This is a genomic window from Streptomyces musisoli (assembly GCF_016741855.1).
GTDB classification, from domain to species: Bacteria; Actinomycetota; Actinomycetes; order Streptomycetales; family Streptomycetaceae; genus Streptomyces; species Streptomyces musisoli.
Genome location: NZ_JAERRH010000015.1, coordinates 69,546 through 88,550, shown reverse-complemented (window position 1 = coordinate 88,550; position 19,005 = coordinate 69,546). Strand labels below are relative to the sequence as shown.

11 protein-coding genes are annotated in these 19,005 nt (G+C 69.1%); 2 read left to right on the top strand and 9 right to left on the bottom strand.

All coding sequences use genetic code 11. The annotated features are described in order from the left end of the window. Positions 1 to 84: 84 nt before the first annotated feature. From JK361_RS30215 to JK361_RS30195, 5 genes are all read right to left on the bottom strand, one after another. A complete protein-coding gene (locus JK361_RS30215) occupies positions 85 to 1,947 on the bottom strand; it encodes a serine hydrolase (protein ID WP_201824167.1) in 1,863 nt (620 codons plus the stop codon). Between the two features lie 147 nt (positions 1,948 to 2,094). Then, complete coding sequence (locus JK361_RS30210) at positions 2,095 to 2,559, bottom strand: hypothetical protein (protein ID WP_201824161.1); 465 nt, start codon at positions 2,557 to 2,559, stop codon at positions 2,095 to 2,097. Positions 2,560 to 2,738: 179 nt separating this feature from the next. Then, positions 2,739 to 2,948 (bottom strand): hypothetical protein, encoded by a 210-nt coding sequence (locus JK361_RS30205; RefSeq protein ID WP_201824159.1) that lies wholly within the window; start codon positions 2,946 to 2,948, stop codon positions 2,739 to 2,741. A 40-nt stretch (positions 2,949 to 2,988) separates the two neighbouring features. Continuing rightward, positions 2,989 to 3,195, bottom strand: a complete 207-nt coding sequence (locus JK361_RS30200) for a hypothetical protein (protein ID WP_201824157.1) — start codon at positions 3,193 to 3,195, stop codon at positions 2,989 to 2,991. 412 nt (positions 3,196 to 3,607) lie between these two features. After that, positions 3,608 to 4,519, bottom strand: coding sequence for an NAD-dependent protein deacetylase (locus JK361_RS30195; RefSeq protein ID WP_201824155.1), 912 nt, complete (start codon positions 4,517 to 4,519; stop codon positions 3,608 to 3,610). Positions 4,520 to 4,897: 378 nt separating this feature from the next. On the opposite strand from JK361_RS30195, the gene JK361_RS30190 reads away from it, so the two are divergent. After that, positions 4,898 to 5,626 (top strand): YqeB family protein, encoded by a 729-nt coding sequence (locus JK361_RS30190; protein ID WP_201824153.1) that lies wholly within the window; start codon positions 4,898 to 4,900, stop codon positions 5,624 to 5,626. A 259-nt stretch (positions 5,627 to 5,885) separates the two neighbouring features. Here JK361_RS30190 and JK361_RS30185 read toward each other — a convergent pair whose 3' ends face one another. After that, complete coding sequence (locus JK361_RS30185; RefSeq protein WP_201824151.1) at positions 5,886 to 6,434, bottom strand: NIPSNAP family protein; 549 nt, start codon at positions 6,432 to 6,434, stop codon at positions 5,886 to 5,888. Positions 6,435 to 6,539: 105 nt separating this feature from the next. Here JK361_RS30185 and JK361_RS30180 point away from each other — a divergent pair, with 105 nt between their 5' ends. Next, complete coding sequence (locus JK361_RS30180) at positions 6,540 to 7,469, top strand: helix-turn-helix transcriptional regulator (RefSeq protein ID WP_201824149.1); 930 nt, start codon at positions 6,540 to 6,542, stop codon at positions 7,467 to 7,469. Between the two features lie 303 nt (positions 7,470 to 7,772). Here JK361_RS30180 and JK361_RS30175 read toward each other — a convergent pair whose 3' ends face one another. The 3 genes from JK361_RS30175 to JK361_RS30165 form a co-directional block, all read right to left on the bottom strand. Next, positions 7,773 to 8,372 carry a hypothetical protein gene (locus tag JK361_RS30175; RefSeq protein ID WP_201824147.1) on the bottom strand — a complete coding sequence of 200 codons (600 nt, stop codon included), beginning with the start codon at positions 8,370 to 8,372 and terminating at the stop codon, positions 7,773 to 7,775. 19 nt (positions 8,373 to 8,391) lie between these two features. Continuing rightward, the gene (locus JK361_RS30170; RefSeq protein ID WP_201824145.1) at positions 8,392 to 15,273 is read right to left on the bottom strand and encodes a polymorphic toxin-type HINT domain-containing protein; all 6,882 of its coding nucleotides are present in this window, start codon (positions 15,271 to 15,273) and stop codon (positions 8,392 to 8,394) included. Between the two features lie 93 nt (positions 15,274 to 15,366). Further along, on the bottom strand, positions 15,367 to 18,975 hold the full coding sequence (locus JK361_RS30165) for a LamG-like jellyroll fold domain-containing protein (RefSeq protein WP_201824143.1): 3,609 nt from the start codon (positions 18,973 to 18,975) through the stop codon (positions 15,367 to 15,369). Positions 18,976 to 19,005 lie beyond the last annotated feature (30 nt).

Sequence of the window (19,005 nt, the reverse complement as noted above, 5' to 3'; positions counted from 1 at the left end):
CTCTGACAGGATCTCTGACAGACCGCCCGGCCGCCCGATCACAGCCGTCCCTCCACGCCGACAGCCGTCCTCACCGCGGCGAAGCTAGAACAGGTCGTGTGCGGGCCAGTCCGTGATGTGTTGCACCACCGACCACATGACGTCGTCCAGGTCCTTGCGCATGGTGTCCAGGCGTGTGTCGTCACGGGAGTTGACGACGACCGCCCAGCCCTGATGGCCGCTCGTGCGGACGAGGATGGATGCGGTTCCGGGGAGGTCGCCGTCGTGCCAGTGGTTTCCCGCGGCGTTGGTGGCCCAGCCCTTGGCGTAGCCGGACGGGTCGCCGGAGGGCGTCCGGGCGGTGGTCGGTGTGTACATCGTCGTGAGCGAGCCGGCCGACAGGATGTCCGGCTTCTCCGGGAAGCCGTCCACCCTGGTCAGGAAGCGCAGCAGATCCGTCGGCGAGGCCAGCCAGCCACCGTGCGCGTCCATGCGCGACACGCGGATGCCGTACGGGCCCGGCGTACCCTGCGGGGTGTAGACGACCTCGTTGCCCCGCCGGTCGGCGAGGGTGTCGCCGGCCACGTGCATGTCGATGATGCCGCAAGGCTCCAGGACGAGTCGGCGTACGGCGGCCTCGTAGGGCAGGCCCGTGATGCGCTCGATGACGCGGCCGAGCAGGCAGTAGCCGAAGTTGAGGTACTCGATGGTCGTGCCGGGGGTGTGGCTCAGGGGCGCGTTGAACGCCCCGGTCGTGTCACGGCCGAGCATCCAGTCGATCAACTGGTGCTGGGACAGGTCGAGGTGGCGGAACATGGGGTCCTGCGAGCCGGCCCACCCGCTGGTGTGCTCCAGGAGGTTCTGCACGGTGATCTGGTCGATGTTCGTGCTGTACGGCGGTGTGGCGTAGGTGGTGCCGAGGATGCCGTTCGCACCGAAGACGCGGTCGTTCAGGCGCAGGCGCCCCTGTTCGATCAGCCGGAAGACCGCCACGGCCGTGATCGGCTTGCTGACGCTGGCGATACGGAACACGTGGCCGGTGGTGACCGGGGCGCCGGTGGCCGGGTCGACCACTCCATATCCCCGGGCGAAGACCAACCTCCCCGAATCGGCGAGTGCGACGGACGCGCCCGGGATGCCGTGCCCGGACATGAACGTGGTCACGGTCTGACGGATGAACGTCTCGTCGTCGTCGGAGAGATACGGCTTGTGCCAGATTCCCGCGTACGAGGTACGTCCGCCCGCGGTGTGACCGTTGATCTTCGTGAGCCGGTAGCCGCGCCTCAGGAGATCGTTGAAGGCCGACTGGTACTCCGTCGAGGACAGGCCATGGCGGGCCTGCCAGGTCACCACGCGGCCCTTGACCCAGATCGCCGCGTACCGTGTGCTCCCGGACACCTCGTATCCGGTCACGCGCAAGAGGACGTAGCCCTGCGCCGCCAGGCGTGTGAACTCCGCCTGGTACTCGGCGGTCGTCATGCCGTGCCGCGCGGCCCAGGCCGGCACGGGGGACTGGTCCCAGACAGCCGCGAACCGCACCTGGCCGCCGTCGGAGTAGCAGGAAAGATCGACCGGGCGGAACCCCCGCGCCGTGCAGTCGTCGATCGCCGCCTGGTACTGGTCGGCGGTCATCCCGTGCCGGGCCTCGAAGGCAGGCCCCGGGGTCTTCTGCCACAAGGAGGCGAAACGGGGCCGGCCAGACCTGTCGTAACCGCTCACGGAGACCGGACGGAAACCCTGGGCGGGCAACGTCTGGAAGAGCCTGGTGTGTTCGTCGCTCGTCAGTCCGTGATGGGCTTCCCAGGGTGGGCCCGGAGACTGCTCCCAGACGGTGGCGTAGTGATCGGCACCATTGATGCTGTAGCCGTTGACGTCCAGGAGGCGGAACCCCTGACGGACGAGTGTGTCGAATTCGGTCTGGTACTGCGCCAAGGGCAGACCGTGCCGTGCCTGCCATGCGGGATTCATGGCTGCCGCCTCTCGAGGATCGACGGTGAGTGAAGATCGACGGTGAGTGAAGGTCAACGGTGAGTGAAGGTCAACGGTGAGTGAAGGTCCACGGTGGGCCGGGAAACCTGCAAGTGACGCTTCGGCGCGCCCGTCGCGTTGCCGCTGTCAGTCTGCGGTGCTCAGGTACTCGGACAACGGGACTTCGGGGAGATCGTCCCTTATCGACTTCCCCTTGAGCGTGATCGCCCCTGCAATGGCTCCGAGGCACGCAACCAAGGACCTGTCGACACCCTGGATACCTGATGTCGACAGGTAGGCGCCCATCAGGGCGCCCATGAGTTCTTCCTTTTCCCGTCCGGGCGACAGCAGCGCCGCGGTCCTCGTGATGTCGGCGATCGTGCGGGCGAGCGGGCTTGCGTCGCTCCGTTCCTTGATCTTGTCTGCCGCGTCCGCCGCCGCACCTTTCTGGAACGCCTGCCGGGCCAGTTCCTGCAAGTCTTCGGCATCGGCCGCCGTGAGCACGCTGTTCAGGCGAAGCAGGTGGTAGCGGAATCTGCGGATACGCAGATCCTCCAGCAAGAAGGTCGCCGCCAGGTGGACATGATTGCTCGCGTTGTCAAATTCAGGCATGGTACGCATCCGTAGTTGTCGGCCGGCAGGCGGGACTCCCAGCCTGCTGCCGATTCCGGCTGGGAGCCCCGCGCGGCAGGAGTCGAATCAGATGTCCCTGGTCGTAGAACTCGGTGACGGGCAGCGCCTTACCCCCGGTCGGCTGCCGGGGCTGGGCCGGGGGCTGGTCCGGAGCCGTACTACGGGCGGGCCGGCAGGTAGAACTCCCATCCCGCCGCCACGTGGCCCGCCCCGTTGAAGTGACCTCCCGGGCAGCCTCCCCAGCCGCTGTTGGGCCTCGGCGTGCCGTCAGGCAACTGCTCGGGGTTCCAGAACAGACCCTGGCAGTTGACGCAGAACCGCCATTGATTTTGTGTGGTCGTCACGTCGGACAGAATCTCGAAAGGCATGGGCCGCCTCCGAAAAGAGCGACAGAACGCTGATGGCGACTCAGATGCCCTTGTCCGGATCGGCCATCAGGAAGAAGTTCCAGCTGGGTCCGGAATGGGGCTGTCCGCGCACCAGCCTGCCCTGGGCGTCGAACTCCCTGTCGAACGCGTTGCAGACGCCCTTGTTGCGCTGGTCGCCGTTCCACCAGAGACTGAAGCGTCCAGGACATGTGCCCTGCCCTGACCTGGACGTGACCCCGGGAATCACCGGACGGCCGCCCTTCGGGTGCCGTCCGGGATGCTCTCCCGACCGGGAGTCACGTGAACAACGAAGACATTCCTCCGCTCCCAGTCTCCCAGGTGCCGGCTTCGTTTGCATCTCTGAGGCATTGGTTCGAGCTGCCACATTCCGTGCGTCGAATCATTGAGCAAGTAACCAGGGCGCGTCCAGGGGTTGCTCGCGCGCGGGTGTGCCACTTCGGGTGCTGTGCAGTAACCGTCGCATTCCGGCAGGCGCCGGCGAGTAGTTGACGGATGGCGGCGTCAGTTGACGGATGGCGGCGTCGTGAAGCCGGCCGACGCGCCACGGCGTGGGCCCGCATCGGCGGTGTCGGTGTCAAGGCTCGCCATCGCCACCTGTGTGAGGGCGCGGCAGCGGGCCGTCCGTTACGGGCGCGTTCTCACGGCCGCACCGGCGCTGCCGCCGGGCCGTCGGTGGGGACGCCCAGCCGGTCCGCCACGGTGGTCAGTGCCGTACCCAGCGGGAGCGCCACGCGGGTGAGGGCGTGCGGGTCGCCGCGGGTCGGGTCCCGGTTGACGATCAGCACCGGCTTCCCGGCCTGCGCCGCCTGGCGGACGAACCGCAGCCCGGACATCACCGTCAGCGAGGAGCCAAGGACCAGGAGTGACGACGCTTCGCGGACCAGTCGGCGGCAGTGCTCGACCCGCTGCGGTGGAACGGCCTCGCCGAAGAACACCACGTCCGGTTTGAGGATGCCGCCGCAGACCGTGCAGGGCAGCACACGGAAGTCCGCCACCTGCTCGTCGGTGAGGTCGGCGTCACCGTCCGGGTTGATGCCGGCGGCCACCGGATCGAAGCCCGGATTGGCCTCCTCCAGCCGCCGGGCGAGTTCGCGGCGCGGGCTGAAGGCGCCGCACGAGAGGCAGACGACCCGGTCCAGGCTTCCGTGGAGTTCCACGACGCCCTCGCTGCCGGCGTTCTGGTGCAGGCCGTCGACGTTCTGGGTGATCACACCCGAGAGCAGGCCGTGTCGCCCGAACGCCGCCACGGCCCGGTGCCCGGCGTTGGGGCGGGCGCGGCCGAAGGTACGCCAGCCGAGGTGGCTGCGGGCCCAGTACCGCCGCCGGGCCTGGGCGGCGGCCGTGAAGTCCTGGTATGTCATCGGGGTGTGCCGGCGCAGGCTCCCGCCCTCGCCCCGGTAGTCGGGGATGCCCGACTCCGTGGAGAGGCCCGCCCCGCTGAGCACCAGCACGTCACCGTTGCTCAGCGCATTGGCGACCGGCTTCAGATCCGTGGTACCCGGCGGCAGATCCTCGGGCGGGATCCAGCTCAGAGTGGGACGCATGCGCATGCCGCCAGGGTACGGAACGGGCTGCCGCAACCGACCCGGGGCGGCCGTCCAGCGCGCTTTGCATACGGTGCGCGGACGCGCCGGACACCGGACGGTCCTTCCTTCGTCCCCCGGCGTCGACCGCGATGGTCCTTCGCCCCCCGGTATCGACCGCGCTGGTCTTTCGCCCCCCGGCATCGACCGCGATGGTCCTTCGTCCCCGGCATCGACGTCGACGGTCCTTCGTCCCCCGACATCCACACCACGATCTTTAAGTCCTTCGGCATCGGCGCCTCGATCTTTGGTCCCTCGGCATCGGCACCCCGTTGCCGAAGGTCTGCGGTTCATCGACCTTCGGCTACTGCCCGCTTCCGCCCGGACGCTCTTAGCATGCGAGACATGGCCAGCAGACAGCCGCACGAACAGGTCTCCACATCCGCCCCCGACGCCCCTGCCGCCACGGTGCTGGGCCACCCGCGCTCCGATCAGATACTGGTTCTGGTGGGCATGCCGCTGTTCGGCACCGCGCTCGGCCTCTTCCTGCCGTTTCTGGCTCGTCAGATCATCGACTGGCCGAAGCTTCCGTTCCGGGTCGTCCTCGAGTTCCTCGCCTCCGCCGAGGCGACCTGGCAGGTGATGGCGTTCATGGGCGGCGGCTTCGTGCTCGGGGTCGTGTTCGCCTTCGTCGCCCTCTCGGAGTCGTTGACCGTCACGCTCACAGACGTCCGGGTCGAGGCCGGGACCGACGACTGGCGTCAGGCCATCGACCGCGAGGACGTGTCGGCCGTCTTCCTGGACGGAGGACAACTGGTCGTCCTGGACCACGACTCCAGGCAAGTGGTCAGAGGCGCCCACGCCGCCCCCGGCCAGAGCATCGCCGCCGCCTTCCGCAGACACGGATATCCCTGGCACGGCAGCGACCCCTACGCCGAACTGTTCCAGAAGTGGGATCCCGGCTCGGACGTCCCGCGCCCGGAGGCCAGTGCCGTGCTGGCCGCTCGCAGGGAGGCGCTGAAACGCAAGTCCGGTCGTGACGTTCACCGGTTGACGCAGGCGGCCGAGGAACTCGGCTACACCGTCAGGGAGAAGGGCACGGAACAGTACTGGCGGCCTCTCGTCCGATCGTGAGCGCCGGGCGCCGCCCGTTCACCAGCGCCGCGCGATGCCGCCCGCGACAGACCCGGCCCGCGGCAGACCCGGCCCGCGGCAGACCCGGCCCGCGGCAGACCCGGCCCGCGGCAGACCCGACCTCGTAGCGGCGCGGACCTACGTAGTTCACGAGTCCCAGCCGCCGCCACAGCCGCCGGATCGGCCGCGGCGGAACGTCGACCTGCGTCGTCACCCGTCCCAGCCGCAGCCGCCGGATCGGCCGCGGCGGGACGTCGGCCTATGTCGGCACCGGTTCCAGCCGCAGCCGCCGGATCGGCCACGGTGGTGGCTCGGCCGGCCCGAACCAGACCCGGACGTCCTGTCCGCTACGGACGGGCAACCGGGGATAGTCGTTCTCGGCGTGTTCGGTGCGGTGCAGCGCATGGCCCGGGCCCAGGTGCCGGGCGGCGTACGCGTCGAAGGCAGCCGCGTCGGACGGCCGGCAGATCGTCGCGGCCACCTCGCGGCCACCCGGCTCCGGCTCGAAGCCCGGACCGCGCAGCAGCAGGACGTCGTCGCTGTCGACCATGGTGGCGTTGGCCGCATCGCGATGCCTGCACCAGACCGGGCCCGTGTAGAACGCCTCCAGCGCGCGCCGGCGGTGCACCATGTCGGGAAAGGCACGCAGCCAGACGAAGCGGTTCGGGTCGTCCAGGTCCCGGAAACGGCCGCCGACGGTGATGCCGGCCGCCTGCTGACCGGTCACGAACTCCCGCTCGAACAGCTCGATCAGCGTCTCCCGGGCTCCCGGATGCAGGGTGTACTGCCGGAGTTCGACGATGCTCATGCGTCGGCCCGCCCGGTGCGGGTGAGGTCCATGGTCCAGTTCGGCTTCATGCGCCGCAGGTTAGGGCCACTCCGCTGACATCCCACGTCAGTGGATACTGGCGGCATGCGCGCGAGCCGGCTGGTCACCTTGCTGTTGCTGCTCCAGAACCGGGGACGGATGACCGCCCGGCAACTGGCCGACGAACTGGAGGTCTCCGTCCGGACCGTCTACCGGGACGTCGAAGCGCTCAGCGGCGCAGGCATCCCGCTGTACGGCGACGCCGGACACGCGGGCGGCTACCGACTGGTCGACGGCTACCGCACCCGTCTCACCGGACTGACCGCGGACGAGGCCCAGGCCGCGTTCCTCGCCGCACTCCCCGGCACCGCCGCCGAACTCGGCCTCGGCGAGGCGCTCGCCACCGCCCAGCTCAAGCTGCGGGCCGCCCTGCCGGCGGAGCTGCGCGAGCATGCCGGCCGGATCCAGGAACGCTTCCTGCTCGACGCCCCCGGCTGGTACGGCGACGCCGACCGTACGCCTCACCTGAGCGAGGTCGCCGCCGCGGTGTGGGAGCAGCGTGCGGTGGTCCTGCGGTACCGGCGCTGGCGGGCGCCGGAGGAGATCGAGCGGCGGGTGGAGCCGTACGGGCTCGTACTCAAGGCCGGTCGCTGGTACCTGGTCGCCGGGGGACCGTCCGGCATACGCACCTACCGGGTCGACCAGATCATCGAACTCCAGCGTCTGGAAGAGCAGTTCGTCATCCCGGACGGTTTCGGCCTGGCCGCGTACTGGGACGGTTGTCTGGCCGACTTCCGTGCCCGGCTGCACACCGGGGAGGCTCTGGTGCGGCTCACCCCGGAGGGCTGCCGCCGGCTGGGCGTGACAGCTGCGGGCGACGGATGGACGCAGGCCCGGGTGCCCATCGAATCGATCGACCACGCCCACGGGGAGTTCCTGCGGCTGGGCAGCGACGTCGAGGTCATGGCACCCGCAGAACTCCGCGACCGCATCACCGAGACGGTGCGGACCCTTGCCGCCCTCTACCAGGGATGACCCGGTTTCCGCGGCTTCCAGGTTCAGCAGCCGAGCGGGAGGTGTGTCTCGAAGTCAGGCGGAAGTGTGTGTCAAAGCCGAGCGGGGGGTGTGTCCCGAAGTCGGCGAACCGGCGGGCCCCACGCACCGACCCGCACACCCGGTGCCGCACACCCCGGGCAGGCGCCGGTCCGCACACCCCGCGCCGGGTGCCGCACACTCCGCGCGGGCGCCGGTCCGCTCATGCGGGCGGGGGAGCCCCACCGGTCGTCCACCGGTGAGACTCCCCCGCAGCCGAGGCATGGAGTGGATCTCGCGAGAGACTCACTCGTAACGAAGGACGATCTGCCCCCCGTCCGGAACGTCACGGATCTTCGCGGCGAGTTCCGCGCGCCACCTGAGGCTCTCCACCGTGTTCACGAGCATCAGGTTGTCGCACGCGAACTCGCCCCCGAGAACGAAGGGCTTCCTCGGAGCCAGCCTCTTCCCGGCGGGCAGCTGCCCGTGCAGCTCCTGCCATTCCTCTGCCAGGGGATACCCGGTGAGAATCTCCGGCTCTTCGAGGATGGCGGCGCACCAACCCTCGATGTCGGTCGAGATCTCCTCGATCTCCCCGGTCTCCGGATCCAGCTGGAACACACCGGACTCCGAGTACAGGAACTGGCCGCCGAAAAGGTCCTCCGCGAAAGCCGTGTACTCCTGGCCGAGGCCGGGGTACTGCCCCTTCCAGAGGTCTTCCGAGTTCCAGTCCGACTGGGAGATCTCGTCGCCGCCGGACACCGTGGGGTATACGTGCAGAGCCCCGAGGAATGCGTAGAAACCGTTACGGCGCCGAAGCAGTTCGCCCAGAGATCCACCGGCCTGCCCCACCTCGTCCGCCAGGGCCGGAGACGAGATCTCCAGCAGGCGGTCGATGGGTGACATGCGCTCTCGCCGAGCATCCTTACTTGACATAGATCACGACTCTCGTTCCGTCCGGGTATTGCTCGAGCGCCTTGCCCATGGTCGAGCCGGCCCCTCGGTTGTCGCTGGGATCGATATGACGAACACTGGCACCCGTACCGCCCTCCTTGAACATGGCGGGCGGGTATTCGTCACGGTCCTTGCCCTTCTTCGTCTTGATGCCGCGCAGGGAGTCCTTTCGGTTCTGCTTGGCACCGGCACGGTCGATCGTCAGAACACTGGAGTGACCGTTCGCCTGGGCATCCGCGACATGTTGCGCGGTTTCCGGGTACTTCGCCGAGTCGATCCCGTGAGACGGCAGGATACACACGTCCACCGGATCGTTGTGTACGAGAACCGGTGTCCCGCCGACCACCGCGTAGTACGTGTGCAGGTCCGCGACGGTGAGGTTGTGCGCAACCGACTGGGCGCTCCATCGCTTGACCGCCGTGACCTGCACCCGCGTCCCGGCGCTGGTGCGCAGCCAGTCGCCCGCCTCCAGGTCGGTCGCGCGCAGCCAGGCGTGCAGTGCGGGAACCCAGAACGGGTGGCCTTCGGTCGCGGTGACCGACGCCTTCCGGGAGCCCTTCTCGCCGTCGATGTCGACGGTGACCTTGACCAGGTGCTTGCGGCCGGTGCCCTTGATCTCGGCGGTGACGGTCTCCGGCTTGGTCTTCCCCGTCTTCGGGTCGGTGGCCAGGACCTTGTCGCCGATTCTCACGTCCGCGATGGCCTTGGTCGAACCGTCGGCCATCAGCACCAGCGTGCCGGGTGTGAAGCTGTTGCACTCCTTGGCGGCCGCTTCTAGCCGTCTGGCTTCCTTGCGGCTCTTGCGCCAGTCGTTGAACGAGGACATCAGCTTCTTGCCGAGGCCCCAGACCCGCTTCGCCAGGGCCGCCGCCTTGTCCCAGCGGAACAGGTACTTCTTGGCCAGCTTGGCGAGCGGTCCGCCTCCCATGAAGGAGGACACGACGTTGAGCGCGGTGTTGCCGCAGGCGCCGAGGGCGCCGGTCGTGAAGCAGTCCAGCGCGTCGGTGATGCCCAGCTCGTCGGCGGCGATCTTGCCGAGCTCCTTGGCGATCGCGATCGCCCTCTGCTTGGCCGAGTCCTCCTCGATCTTGGCTACGTCCGCCTTGGCCTGCGCCGGCGTGTACGTCGTGTTGCCACCCGAACGGCTCATGGGGTGGCCGCCGGGGTCGTCGGTGTACGCGCCCCGGTGCTTCGACGGCCCGGGCCCGCACTCGTTCCAGCCGCCCACGCAGTTGGCCAGCCGCAGACCCGACGCGTCGTTGTTCGACACGGGGCTGTTGTCGGCGTACGCGTAGCCGTTGATCTGCTGCGGGTCGGTGTAGTCGACGACCGGGTCGGCCGAGATGAAGCGGCCCGTGTCGGCGTCGTACTCGCGGGCACCGAGGGTGACCAGTCCGGTGGATGCCTCGATGGTGCCACCCACGAAGCCCTTGTCGTTGACCCAGCCCGAGGACGACGACGAGGACTCGTCCCGCTCGTTGCCGAACGGGTCGGAACGGCGACGGGTGGTCGCACCCGTCTTGGCGTCGACCGCCAGCTCCGCGGTGCCCTGATGGTCCGAGGCCAGGAAGTGGACGCCGTCCGCCTCCCGCATCGCCACCGTGGTGCCGCTGAAGGTGTAGTAGCGCGTCGCCGTCACCTGGGACGTGGACTTGTCCAGGTGCAGTTCCATGTCCGGCAGGTAGAACGTCTTCTCGGTGGGGGAGTCCCGGAGGATCCGCGAGCCCTGCGCGTCGTACTTGTACGTCGTCACCGAGTTGTCGGCGTTCGTGACCGTGGTCAGCTCGCCCTGCTTGTCCCAGTCCAGCGACTGGGTGTCGCCGTCCAGGATGCGCTTGGTGGTGTTGCCCGAGAGGTCGTACCGGTAGCTGTCCTGGGAGGTGACCTCCGGCGTGTTGGCCGTCGCCGCCGTCTTCTCCACGACCGACGACACCGTGTGCGGGCCGGAGTCCTTGCCGTCCGGGCCCGAGCCCTTGCCGTACGCGTACGTCCGGCTGGAGGTCGGCGCGCCGTTCAGGCCGTGCCGCACCTCGCTCGTGCGGTTGCCGATCGAGTCGTAGCCGTACTCGGTCCAGTACGGGGAGACGCCGCCCACCGTCGAGGACGAGGCGCCCGACGCGCAGGACGCGTCCGTGCCGCCGGTGCCCTTGGCGTCGTTGGACGTCACCGAGGACGTCCAGGACGACGACAGGCGTCCGAGGCCGTCGTAGGCGAAGCACTGCACGTCGCTCGTGCCGCCGGTCGGCGTGTCCGCGATGGAGAGGATGTCGCCGGCGTCGTCGTACGTGTAGTTCGCGTCGTACGCGACGCTCGACGCGCCCTCGACGTCGACCCGGGAGTTGGTCAGCCGGTCGGTGCCCGCCTCGAAGGAGTTGGTGACCCACGTCTTCGGCGCACCCGACACCCCGGTGGACAGCTCCAGCTGCTCCAGGTTGGAGGTGGGCGAGTACGACGCGGCGGAGACGTAGCTGCCGCCCGCGAGCGAGGTGTTCAGGCCGGTCGGACGCTGTAGCCCGTCGTAGACGTACGACAGCGCCTCGGCGCCCAGATCACCCGCCGCCGGCAGGCCCTCGCCCTGGAGCGTGCCGTCCCGGTTGTACTGGGTGGTGAACTCGTAGGTGCCGCCCAGCTGCGGCTCGGCCGTCTTGGACAGGAAGTACTTGGTCGAGGTCGGCTTGTAGTCGTTGTCCGAGTCCAGGACCGGGTAGGTCACCGACGAGTAGACCGCGCCGTCCTTGTACGTGTAGACGCCGTACAGCTCGCCCTTGGCAGCCGTGTCGTACTTGGTCACCGACAGCTTGGTGCCGGTGTTCGCGTCGCCCTGCCAGGTCGAGACCGCGCGGCCCAGGTCGTCGTAGACCGTGGACGTCTTGTCACCGTTGAGCGTGACCGAGGTCTGCCGGTCCATGGCGTCGTACGTGTACGAGGCCGAGCCGGTGTCGGGGTCGGTCGCGGTCTTCTTGCGGCCCATCTGGTCGTAGGTGTACGACCAGATGTCACCCTTGTCGTCCGTGACCTTCGTCAGCCGGCCGGCCGCGTTGTAGCCGTAGGACGTGGTGACCGCGGTGCCGCCGGCCGGGTACTGGACCTGGGTGGCCATGCGGTCGCGGGCGTCCGTCACGACCGTCGTCTTGACGCCGCCCGAAGGCGGGGTGGTCGTGACGCGGTCGCCGCCGTAGGCGTACGTGGTGCGGTACTTCTCGGTGCCCTGGACCTTGGCGATGGTCGCCGTGGTGCGGCCCGCACCGTCGTACTCCGTGATCGTCTGCGCGTCCAGGTCGGCGTTGACCGGCTGGAAGAGCGTCGCGGACGGAGCACCGGAGGCGTAGTAGGTGCTGTTGACCTTCACCACGCGGCCGGAGCCGTCGTAGAGGGTGTCGGCGATCATGCGTCCGCCGCCGGGGCCCTCGGTCTGCTCCTGACGGGGCCTGAGGAAGCCGTCGTACAGGGCCCACTCGCTGCCGTACGTCGTTCCGTCGGCCTGGATCTTCTGGGTGTGGACGGCGGTCGGGCCGGAGTCCCCGCGGATCAGGTACTCGTACTTGATGGAGGGGGTGAGGCCGTTCGCCTTGGGCCGGTCCGGAAGCCAGACCGAGACCAGACGGCCGAGGCCGTCGTAGGCGAGGTCGGCCCGCTTGCCGTTCTCGTCGGTCTTCGACGTGGGCTGGCCCCACTGGGGCGCGTACTCCGTAGACGTCGTCCAGCCGCTGACGTTGGTGACCGTCGCCTTGGTCGCCAGGCCGTAGGTGTCCGTGTAGACGGTCGAGGACGTGTACTTCGTCGCGGACGAGACGGTGTCGGCGTCCTTCACCACCAGCGGACGGCCGTAGTCGTCGTAGGTGGTCGAAGCGGTCGTCTGGTACGTGGCCGTGGTGCCGTCGTGCGCCGACAGCCGCTTGGTCATGGTGATGTCGCCCTTGGTGGGGGCGGCGCCCAGCGTCGTCGAACCGTCGTAGTAGGTCAGGTCGTCGGAGATGACGTCCTTGGAGCGGTCGGGGGTGGTGGCGCAGCCGACGCCGACCGTCTCCACCCGCGAGACGAGCGAGTAGATGTGCGCGCTCGCGCTGTCCGCGTACTCGGTGCGGGTGCACTGGTTGTCGGCGACACCGACCTCGCCGGCGTCGTCGACCTTCACCTCGCGGCCGGTCGCGTCGTCGTAGGTCGTCGTCGACGCCGTGTGCCGCCAGCCACCGACCGCGAGCGCGGTGTACGCGTCGGTCGAACCGGTCGCGACGTAACGGGCCTTGTGCGTGCCCCAGTCGTGGGTCTCGGTCGCGGTCACCGCGGTCCACGGCACGGTCACCGACTTCTCGGTGACGGCCGAACCGTTGTAGGTGATCGTCTCCAGCTCCTGGCCGGCCTTCCAGTCGGTGTCCTCGTAGGAGACGCCGTTGGAATCGGTCACGGTGGCGGAGCGGGTCTGGCCGCTCTTGTCGACGTCACCGTCGAGGCCCCGGAAGAAGACGTGCTCGGTCTTGGTGTTGGCGGGGTCGTTGGTGCCGGCGGAGGTGACGACCTGGACCTTGCCGTAGCCGCGCCAGTCGCTCCAGGTGCGGTCCTCGGTCTTGGTGATGCCGTCGGCCGGCGTCTTCCGCCAGCCGGCGTCGCCGAGGTACGTGTACGAGGTGACCTGGTCGGGGTTCTGGCCGGTCAGGTCGGTCTGGACGACCGAGTCGACCACGTACTTGTGGAACCAGTCCACGATAGGGTCGGTGACACCCGGCGGGCTCCACTTCACCGGGAAGCAGCGCTTGGTGGAGGAGTCCTCCGCCGGGACGTTGCCCGGCGTGCACTGCTTGTCGGCGTAGTTGACGCTGAGCGCGCCGCCCGACTCGTTCTGCACGGCCGACAGGCGGAAGCGGTAGAACGGCTGGAGGTTGTCGCCGGTCTCGTCGACGCGGTTGGGCAACTGGATGCCGTACAGCTCGACGGACGGCACCGAGGCGGCGGTACCCGTCTTGCCGGTGTGGTCGATCTTGCTCAGCCACAGCGACTTGGACCCGTCGCCGTTGTCGGTGAAGACGTGGGTGAGGCTCCACTCGTCGACCGGCGAGTACGTCGAGTCACCGGTGCGGATCTGGGTGGTGACCTTCGTGAGCTTCTTACGGGTCCAGAAGGTGGGCGAGTTCCGGCCCGGGCACTTGGTGCCGGACTGGCAGTTCTGGTCCCACGGGACATCCGGCCAGTCCGCGGCCGTGTCGTCCTTCAGCGCGCCGGCGGAGCAGTCGGTCAGGGAACCGACGCAGCGCTCGGCGGTGCTGAAGACCACCTGGGCGGCCGGCTTGGTGGAGTACGCCTTGCCGTCACGCTGACCGTAGTCGACGCGCTTGAGGTAGCCGCCGCGGATGTAGGACTTGCCGTTCTCCGTGGTCTTCAGGCCCTGCGTGTAGTAGTTCGTCTCCGTGCCGTAGAAGTACGACATGGCGTTGCCGTGCGGGTCGACGACGTAGTCGAGGTTCCACCGCCAGGCCTGGGTGCAGTAGGCGTCGGCGAAGGTGGCGTTGTAGCAGGGCTCACCGGAGTCGTCGCCGTAGACCGGCACGGTCCAGGTGGAGTTGGTCTCCTCGTTGCCGGTCGCCCAGCCGGGCAGCCGGTTGAGTCCGAAGTAGTACTGGGTGCCGTCGGAAGTCGTGATCTTCCAGTACTCGCCGTTGTTGTCGCCGTTCGTGGCGGAGGTCAGGTGCTCGACCTTGGAGTTGTCGTCCGAACCGATCCGCCACTCGCCGGTCTTGTCGTCCTTGACGAGCTGACCGGAGCTGCCGCCGGTGAGGGAGAGCGTGGCGTTGTCGAACGCCCAGCACTCGTCGCCGTTGGTGTCGTCGTGGCCGTCGTCGGCACACGCCTTGTAGCTGCGCTCGATGTAGCCGGGGTCGTAGGAGAAGCCCTGGCCGACCCACGAGCCCTGGTTGTTGGTGGTCGCGGTCTGGCCGTCGATGGACTGCGAGTTGTAGCTCAGTCCGACCGTCGGCTGAAGGCCACCGGGGACCGGCGGGACGTTCATCGGGTACTGCCAGGTGAACGCGCCCGAGCTGGCGTCGACGCCCCACTGTGACGAGGCCGAGAGGCTGGTCGCCTTGTAGTCGCCGCCGTCACCGCCGCTGCCCGAGGTGGCCGCCACGACCGTGGCCGCGGAACCGGTGGCACCCGCGTCGATCAGCTGGGTGGACGGCCCGGAGGTGTCGCCGGCCGCCTGCACGGTCGCGGAGACCGTCTGCCGCGCCGCGTCGTTGCTGCTCTTCAGGTACGTCGGCGTGGAGCAGGACTTCTTCTGCGGGGTGGTCAGGACACAGGCCGGGTACTGGGCGAGCCGGAGCCGGGAGGCGTAGTTGCCGCCGAAGGCACCGGCGAAGTCCGAGTAGTCCAGGGTGACCCGGGCGGCGCCCTTGGCGAGGGCACCGTCGCTGCGGGCGACGGTGAACAGGACACCGTCCACGCCCGCCGCCTGCGCGGCCTTGCGGCTCAGCATGCGGACCCGGACGGAGTGGGCGCCCTTCTTGCCGCCGGCGCTCTTCGCCGTCAGCGGCAGGCCCTCGGCCTTGGCCGCCTTGCCGGACAGCCGCACCTCGGCACTGCCGGCCTCGGGCCAGTGCGCCTTGTGCGTCTTCCTGACCGCGGCCTTCCCGGCCTGGTCGGTCTTCTTGAAGGTCTTGGCGGTGGCGTTCTCGCCGCGGACCGGTTTGTCGAGGCTCGTCTGCGTCTTCGGCTTGGTCAAGCCGTCGTGGGCCGCCACGGCCTGGGGCGTGTAGCTCGGAAGCAGCCCTATGGACAGGGCCAGTCCGAGGACCAGCGCCGTCCGCCGTCGGCCGCTTCGCCGGGCCGGTCGCAACGACCGGAACCAGGGAGGCGAGGACATGAACTCTCCATTGGATCAGGGAGGATGGAGGAAAGGTGCGCATGCCGAGATGGGCGGGCGGCACCGTGGCCGCCCGCCCATGCGTCGGATGGGTTACGCCGAGGTCTCGACGATGCTGGCGCCGCCCGGCAGGACCGCGACGGTCGTCACCAGTGAGGCGTCCAGCGGACCCTGGTACATGCGCACTTCGTCGACGGCGCCGGAGAAGTACTCACCCGCCGTCTTCCCGGTCAGCGCACGGCCGACCTGGAGGCTCGTCGTACTGAAGTCCCAGGTGTTGTCCCAGGACGCGTCGGCCACCGCGGTGCCGTTGACGTACAGCAGGACGTCACCGAAGACCGCGTTGTAGACCAGCGCGAGGTGGTCGCCGTCGCCCTCGGAGCTGGGCGGGTCGGCGTTGTCGAGCACGGTGGTGGTCACCGGGGACGCCGAGTCGGCGCTGGTCACCACCAGCTGCCAGCGGTCGCTGGAGGTCTGGTACCTGACCTTGATCGCGCTGCCGTTGGCGCCGGCCAGGGACAGCACCGTCTCGTCCACGGCCGGGTCGGCCGAGGCGAGCCGGGCTCGGGCGGTCAGGGTGAAGCTGTCCTGCGCGGAGAGCGGTCCTGTCCCGGCACGGGTGGCGTACGCGCCCGTACCGTTGAGGACCAGGTTCCCGTCGCCCCACAGGGGGGCGGCCGGCGGCACACAGTCCGGGTCGGCCTCGGGGTCGCAGGAGTCGTCCGGTACGTACACGGAGGCACCGCCGCCCAGGGAGAGCCCGGTACCGCCGTTCGTCTCCGGCGAGACGCCGGCGGCGGCCTGGTCCAGCTGCCAGTAGGCGAGCTGGTGGGGCTGGATCCCGCCGAGTTCCTGCCCCTCGGTGGGCGGGATGACCCGGTCGTGGAGCTTGACGTCGGCGACGCTGCCCAGAAGCGGGTTGATGTAGCCGGCGGGCGAGAGCTTGCGTCCGATCTGCAGGGCGCCGGTCGCGTTCCAGACGGTGTGGCGGGCCTGGACGTCGTCGGCGACGAGGTGACCGTTGACGTACAGCATCATCTTGCCGAGTTCGGCGTCGTACACGCCGATGAGGTGGGTCCAGCTGTTGGGGATGGCCGCCGCGCCGGAGACCTTCCAGGTGCCGAGCGTCTCCATGTCGCTGATGGGGATGCGGAAGGTCCAGGACGCGGAGTCGACGTCGTAGCCGAGTTCGAAGCCCGGTTGTGCCGTGCCGTCCTGGCTGACGACGGTCATGTTCTGGGTGGGCAGCGAGGGCAGCATCACCCAGGCGCTCACCGAGAAGGTCTTGCCGGTGTCGACGGCGGGCGCGCCCGCGTCGAGGTAGGCGTTCCCGGTGCCGTCGAAGGAGGCCGCGGTGTCGGTCGAGCCGAGCGGCCCCGTGGCGCCGAAGGTCACCCCGGAACCCGCGGTGGCGTCGGGCGATCCGCTGCTGCCGGCCGCCTTCGTGGCGCCCTTGGCGTCACCGAGGGTCCAGCCGGCCACGGGCGCGCGGCCGTCGCTGACCAGGAAGACGTAGGCCGTCGGGGTGTTCTGCGGGTTGCCCGCGCCGTCGATGGCGGTGACGTGCAGGGTGTAGGAGCCCTCGCTCGGCGGCATCCAGCGCACGGTCACGGGCCCGCCGGTGGTGGCGGGGGTCACCTTCTTCTTCGTGGTGTCGGCCTGCGGGCCGGTGAAGTAGTAGGAGTACGCGGTCACGTCGGCGGACGGCGAGTCCATGGTGAAGGAGCCGTAGTCGCCCACACCCGCGTGCCAGGCGTCGTCGGCCGGGTAGGCGGCCGAGGTGATGGTGGCGGACTTGGGCTTGGTGTTGTCGTAGATGAACTCACAGCGGGTCTGGTCGCCGTCGGTTGACCAGGGACCGTAGTCCTCCTGGTCGAAGCCCTGGACCGACCAGGCGATGGTGGTGTTCTGCGGGATGGAGAAGCCCGGTTCGTTGTCGCCGCTGATGTCGCTGCCGACGGTGTACTTGAACGTGGCCTGGCCGGTCTGACCGGTGCCCGTGGTGCTCTTCTTCGGTGTCGTCGCGTAGTGGACGACCTCGGTGGAGCCGCTGGTCCACCAGACCTTGAAGTGCGCCTGGAGGCTCTCGCTGTTGGAGCCGGTGTCGTTGTGGTCGTAGTCCTTGATGACCGCGTACAGGGTGGGCGCCTCGGTCACGTAGTGCTCGGTGGCGTGCCCGTACTCGCACGTGTCGCCGGGGACCATGCTGAGGTCGCTCTGGGCGGGCTCCAGCGGCGGCCGGTTGTACGTCACCTCGAGATGCGCGTTGCCGCAGAACCGCTTCCAGTACGACGTGTCGGACTCACTGCCCGCCTTGAGGCGGAAGGTGGTGGTGCCCCAGCCGCTGTCGGCCGCCTTCTGGATGGTCCCGGTCACGCCGAAGCGCACGTTCTGGTTGGTCGACGTGCACGAACCCGCCGTCTCCGTGGGGGACTTGCTGGCGATTGTGTCCTTGGAGGAGGGCTGGTTCGACCAGGTGGTGGACGAACTGATCGCGCTCGCGCCGGTGCTGTTGACCCTGGCCAGCTGCACCTCGCGGGCGCTGGAGCTGTAGGTGAAGACCTGGGTCACGGCGAACTCGGCACTGACGATGTGCTTGCCCTCGAAGGTGCCGGTCGGAATGGCGAAGAACTGCCGCTTCACGTCGGAGGAGCTGGAGCAGCGGTACGACACGTCGGACGGGCACAGGCCCACGCCCTCGTCGTCGTCGAACTTCCAGAACGAGGTGCCGGAGTAGTGCGACGACACCATGGTCCAGGAGCTGCGGTTGGCGGTCTTGACCACGGGGTCGATGTAGACCGGGTAGACCGTGTCCTTGTCGGAGAGCAGGCCGTCGTCGGGCGTCAGCGTCATCGTGTCCGACGTGACGTCCACGTCGACGTCGGCGACCTGGGCGCCCTCGGGGGGCGTCTGGGTGCTCTCGTCGTCGGTGGCGGGTGCGTCCACGGGCGCGTGGCTGGAGTCCCACATCACCGGCTGCGGTGCCTCGAAGACGGTGCCGCCGTCGCCGGTGTCGGTGGCGGTGAGGCCGCCGTCACCGGTCTCCTTCAGCTTCACCGAGGAGGTGTCGACCGGGAGCCGCAGTCTGTCCAGCTCCGGATTGGCGGCCGCCTTGGCGTTCTTGACGACCAGTACGTGCGAGAAGCCCTCGGCGCTCGCGGTGACCTTGAGGTCGACTCCGGGCAGGACGTCGAGGTACGTGGCGGTGGAACCGTGGACCTTCGGCTTGGGCAGCTTCTCCTGCCAGTCGAGGGAGAGTGAGCGCCCGTCCTTCTGGATCTCGGCGAACGTCGTGTCACCGCCACCGGAGAACGCCATCGCGGACAGTGCGGCCTTCGGCGCGTACGAGCCGTTCTTCTGCCGGACCAGCGTGGTGTCGATGGGCGTCCACTTGCCGTTGACGCGGGTGCGCACCGGCTGGACGTACTCGCTGACCGTGAACGTGCCGTCGGGGTTGGCGTAGGTGGTGCTGCGCTCGTCGCGCAGGCTGAGGATCTCCACCCGGTGGCCCGACCGGGCGGCCGCGGTCTGCGCGGCGGACGCGGTCAGCGCCGGAGTGGTCTTGGCCGAGTGGCTGGTCCTGGTCACCGTCGTGGCGGCCTGGCCCTCGGCCGGTGCGGCACCGAGCCCGGTCGCCAGCAGTGCGGCGAGTGTGGTGACGGCGGCGGCGCTGCGGCCTCTGCCGGGTCTGCGGAGCTTCATGAAGCGGTTGTTCCTTCTGCCCGAAGTCTG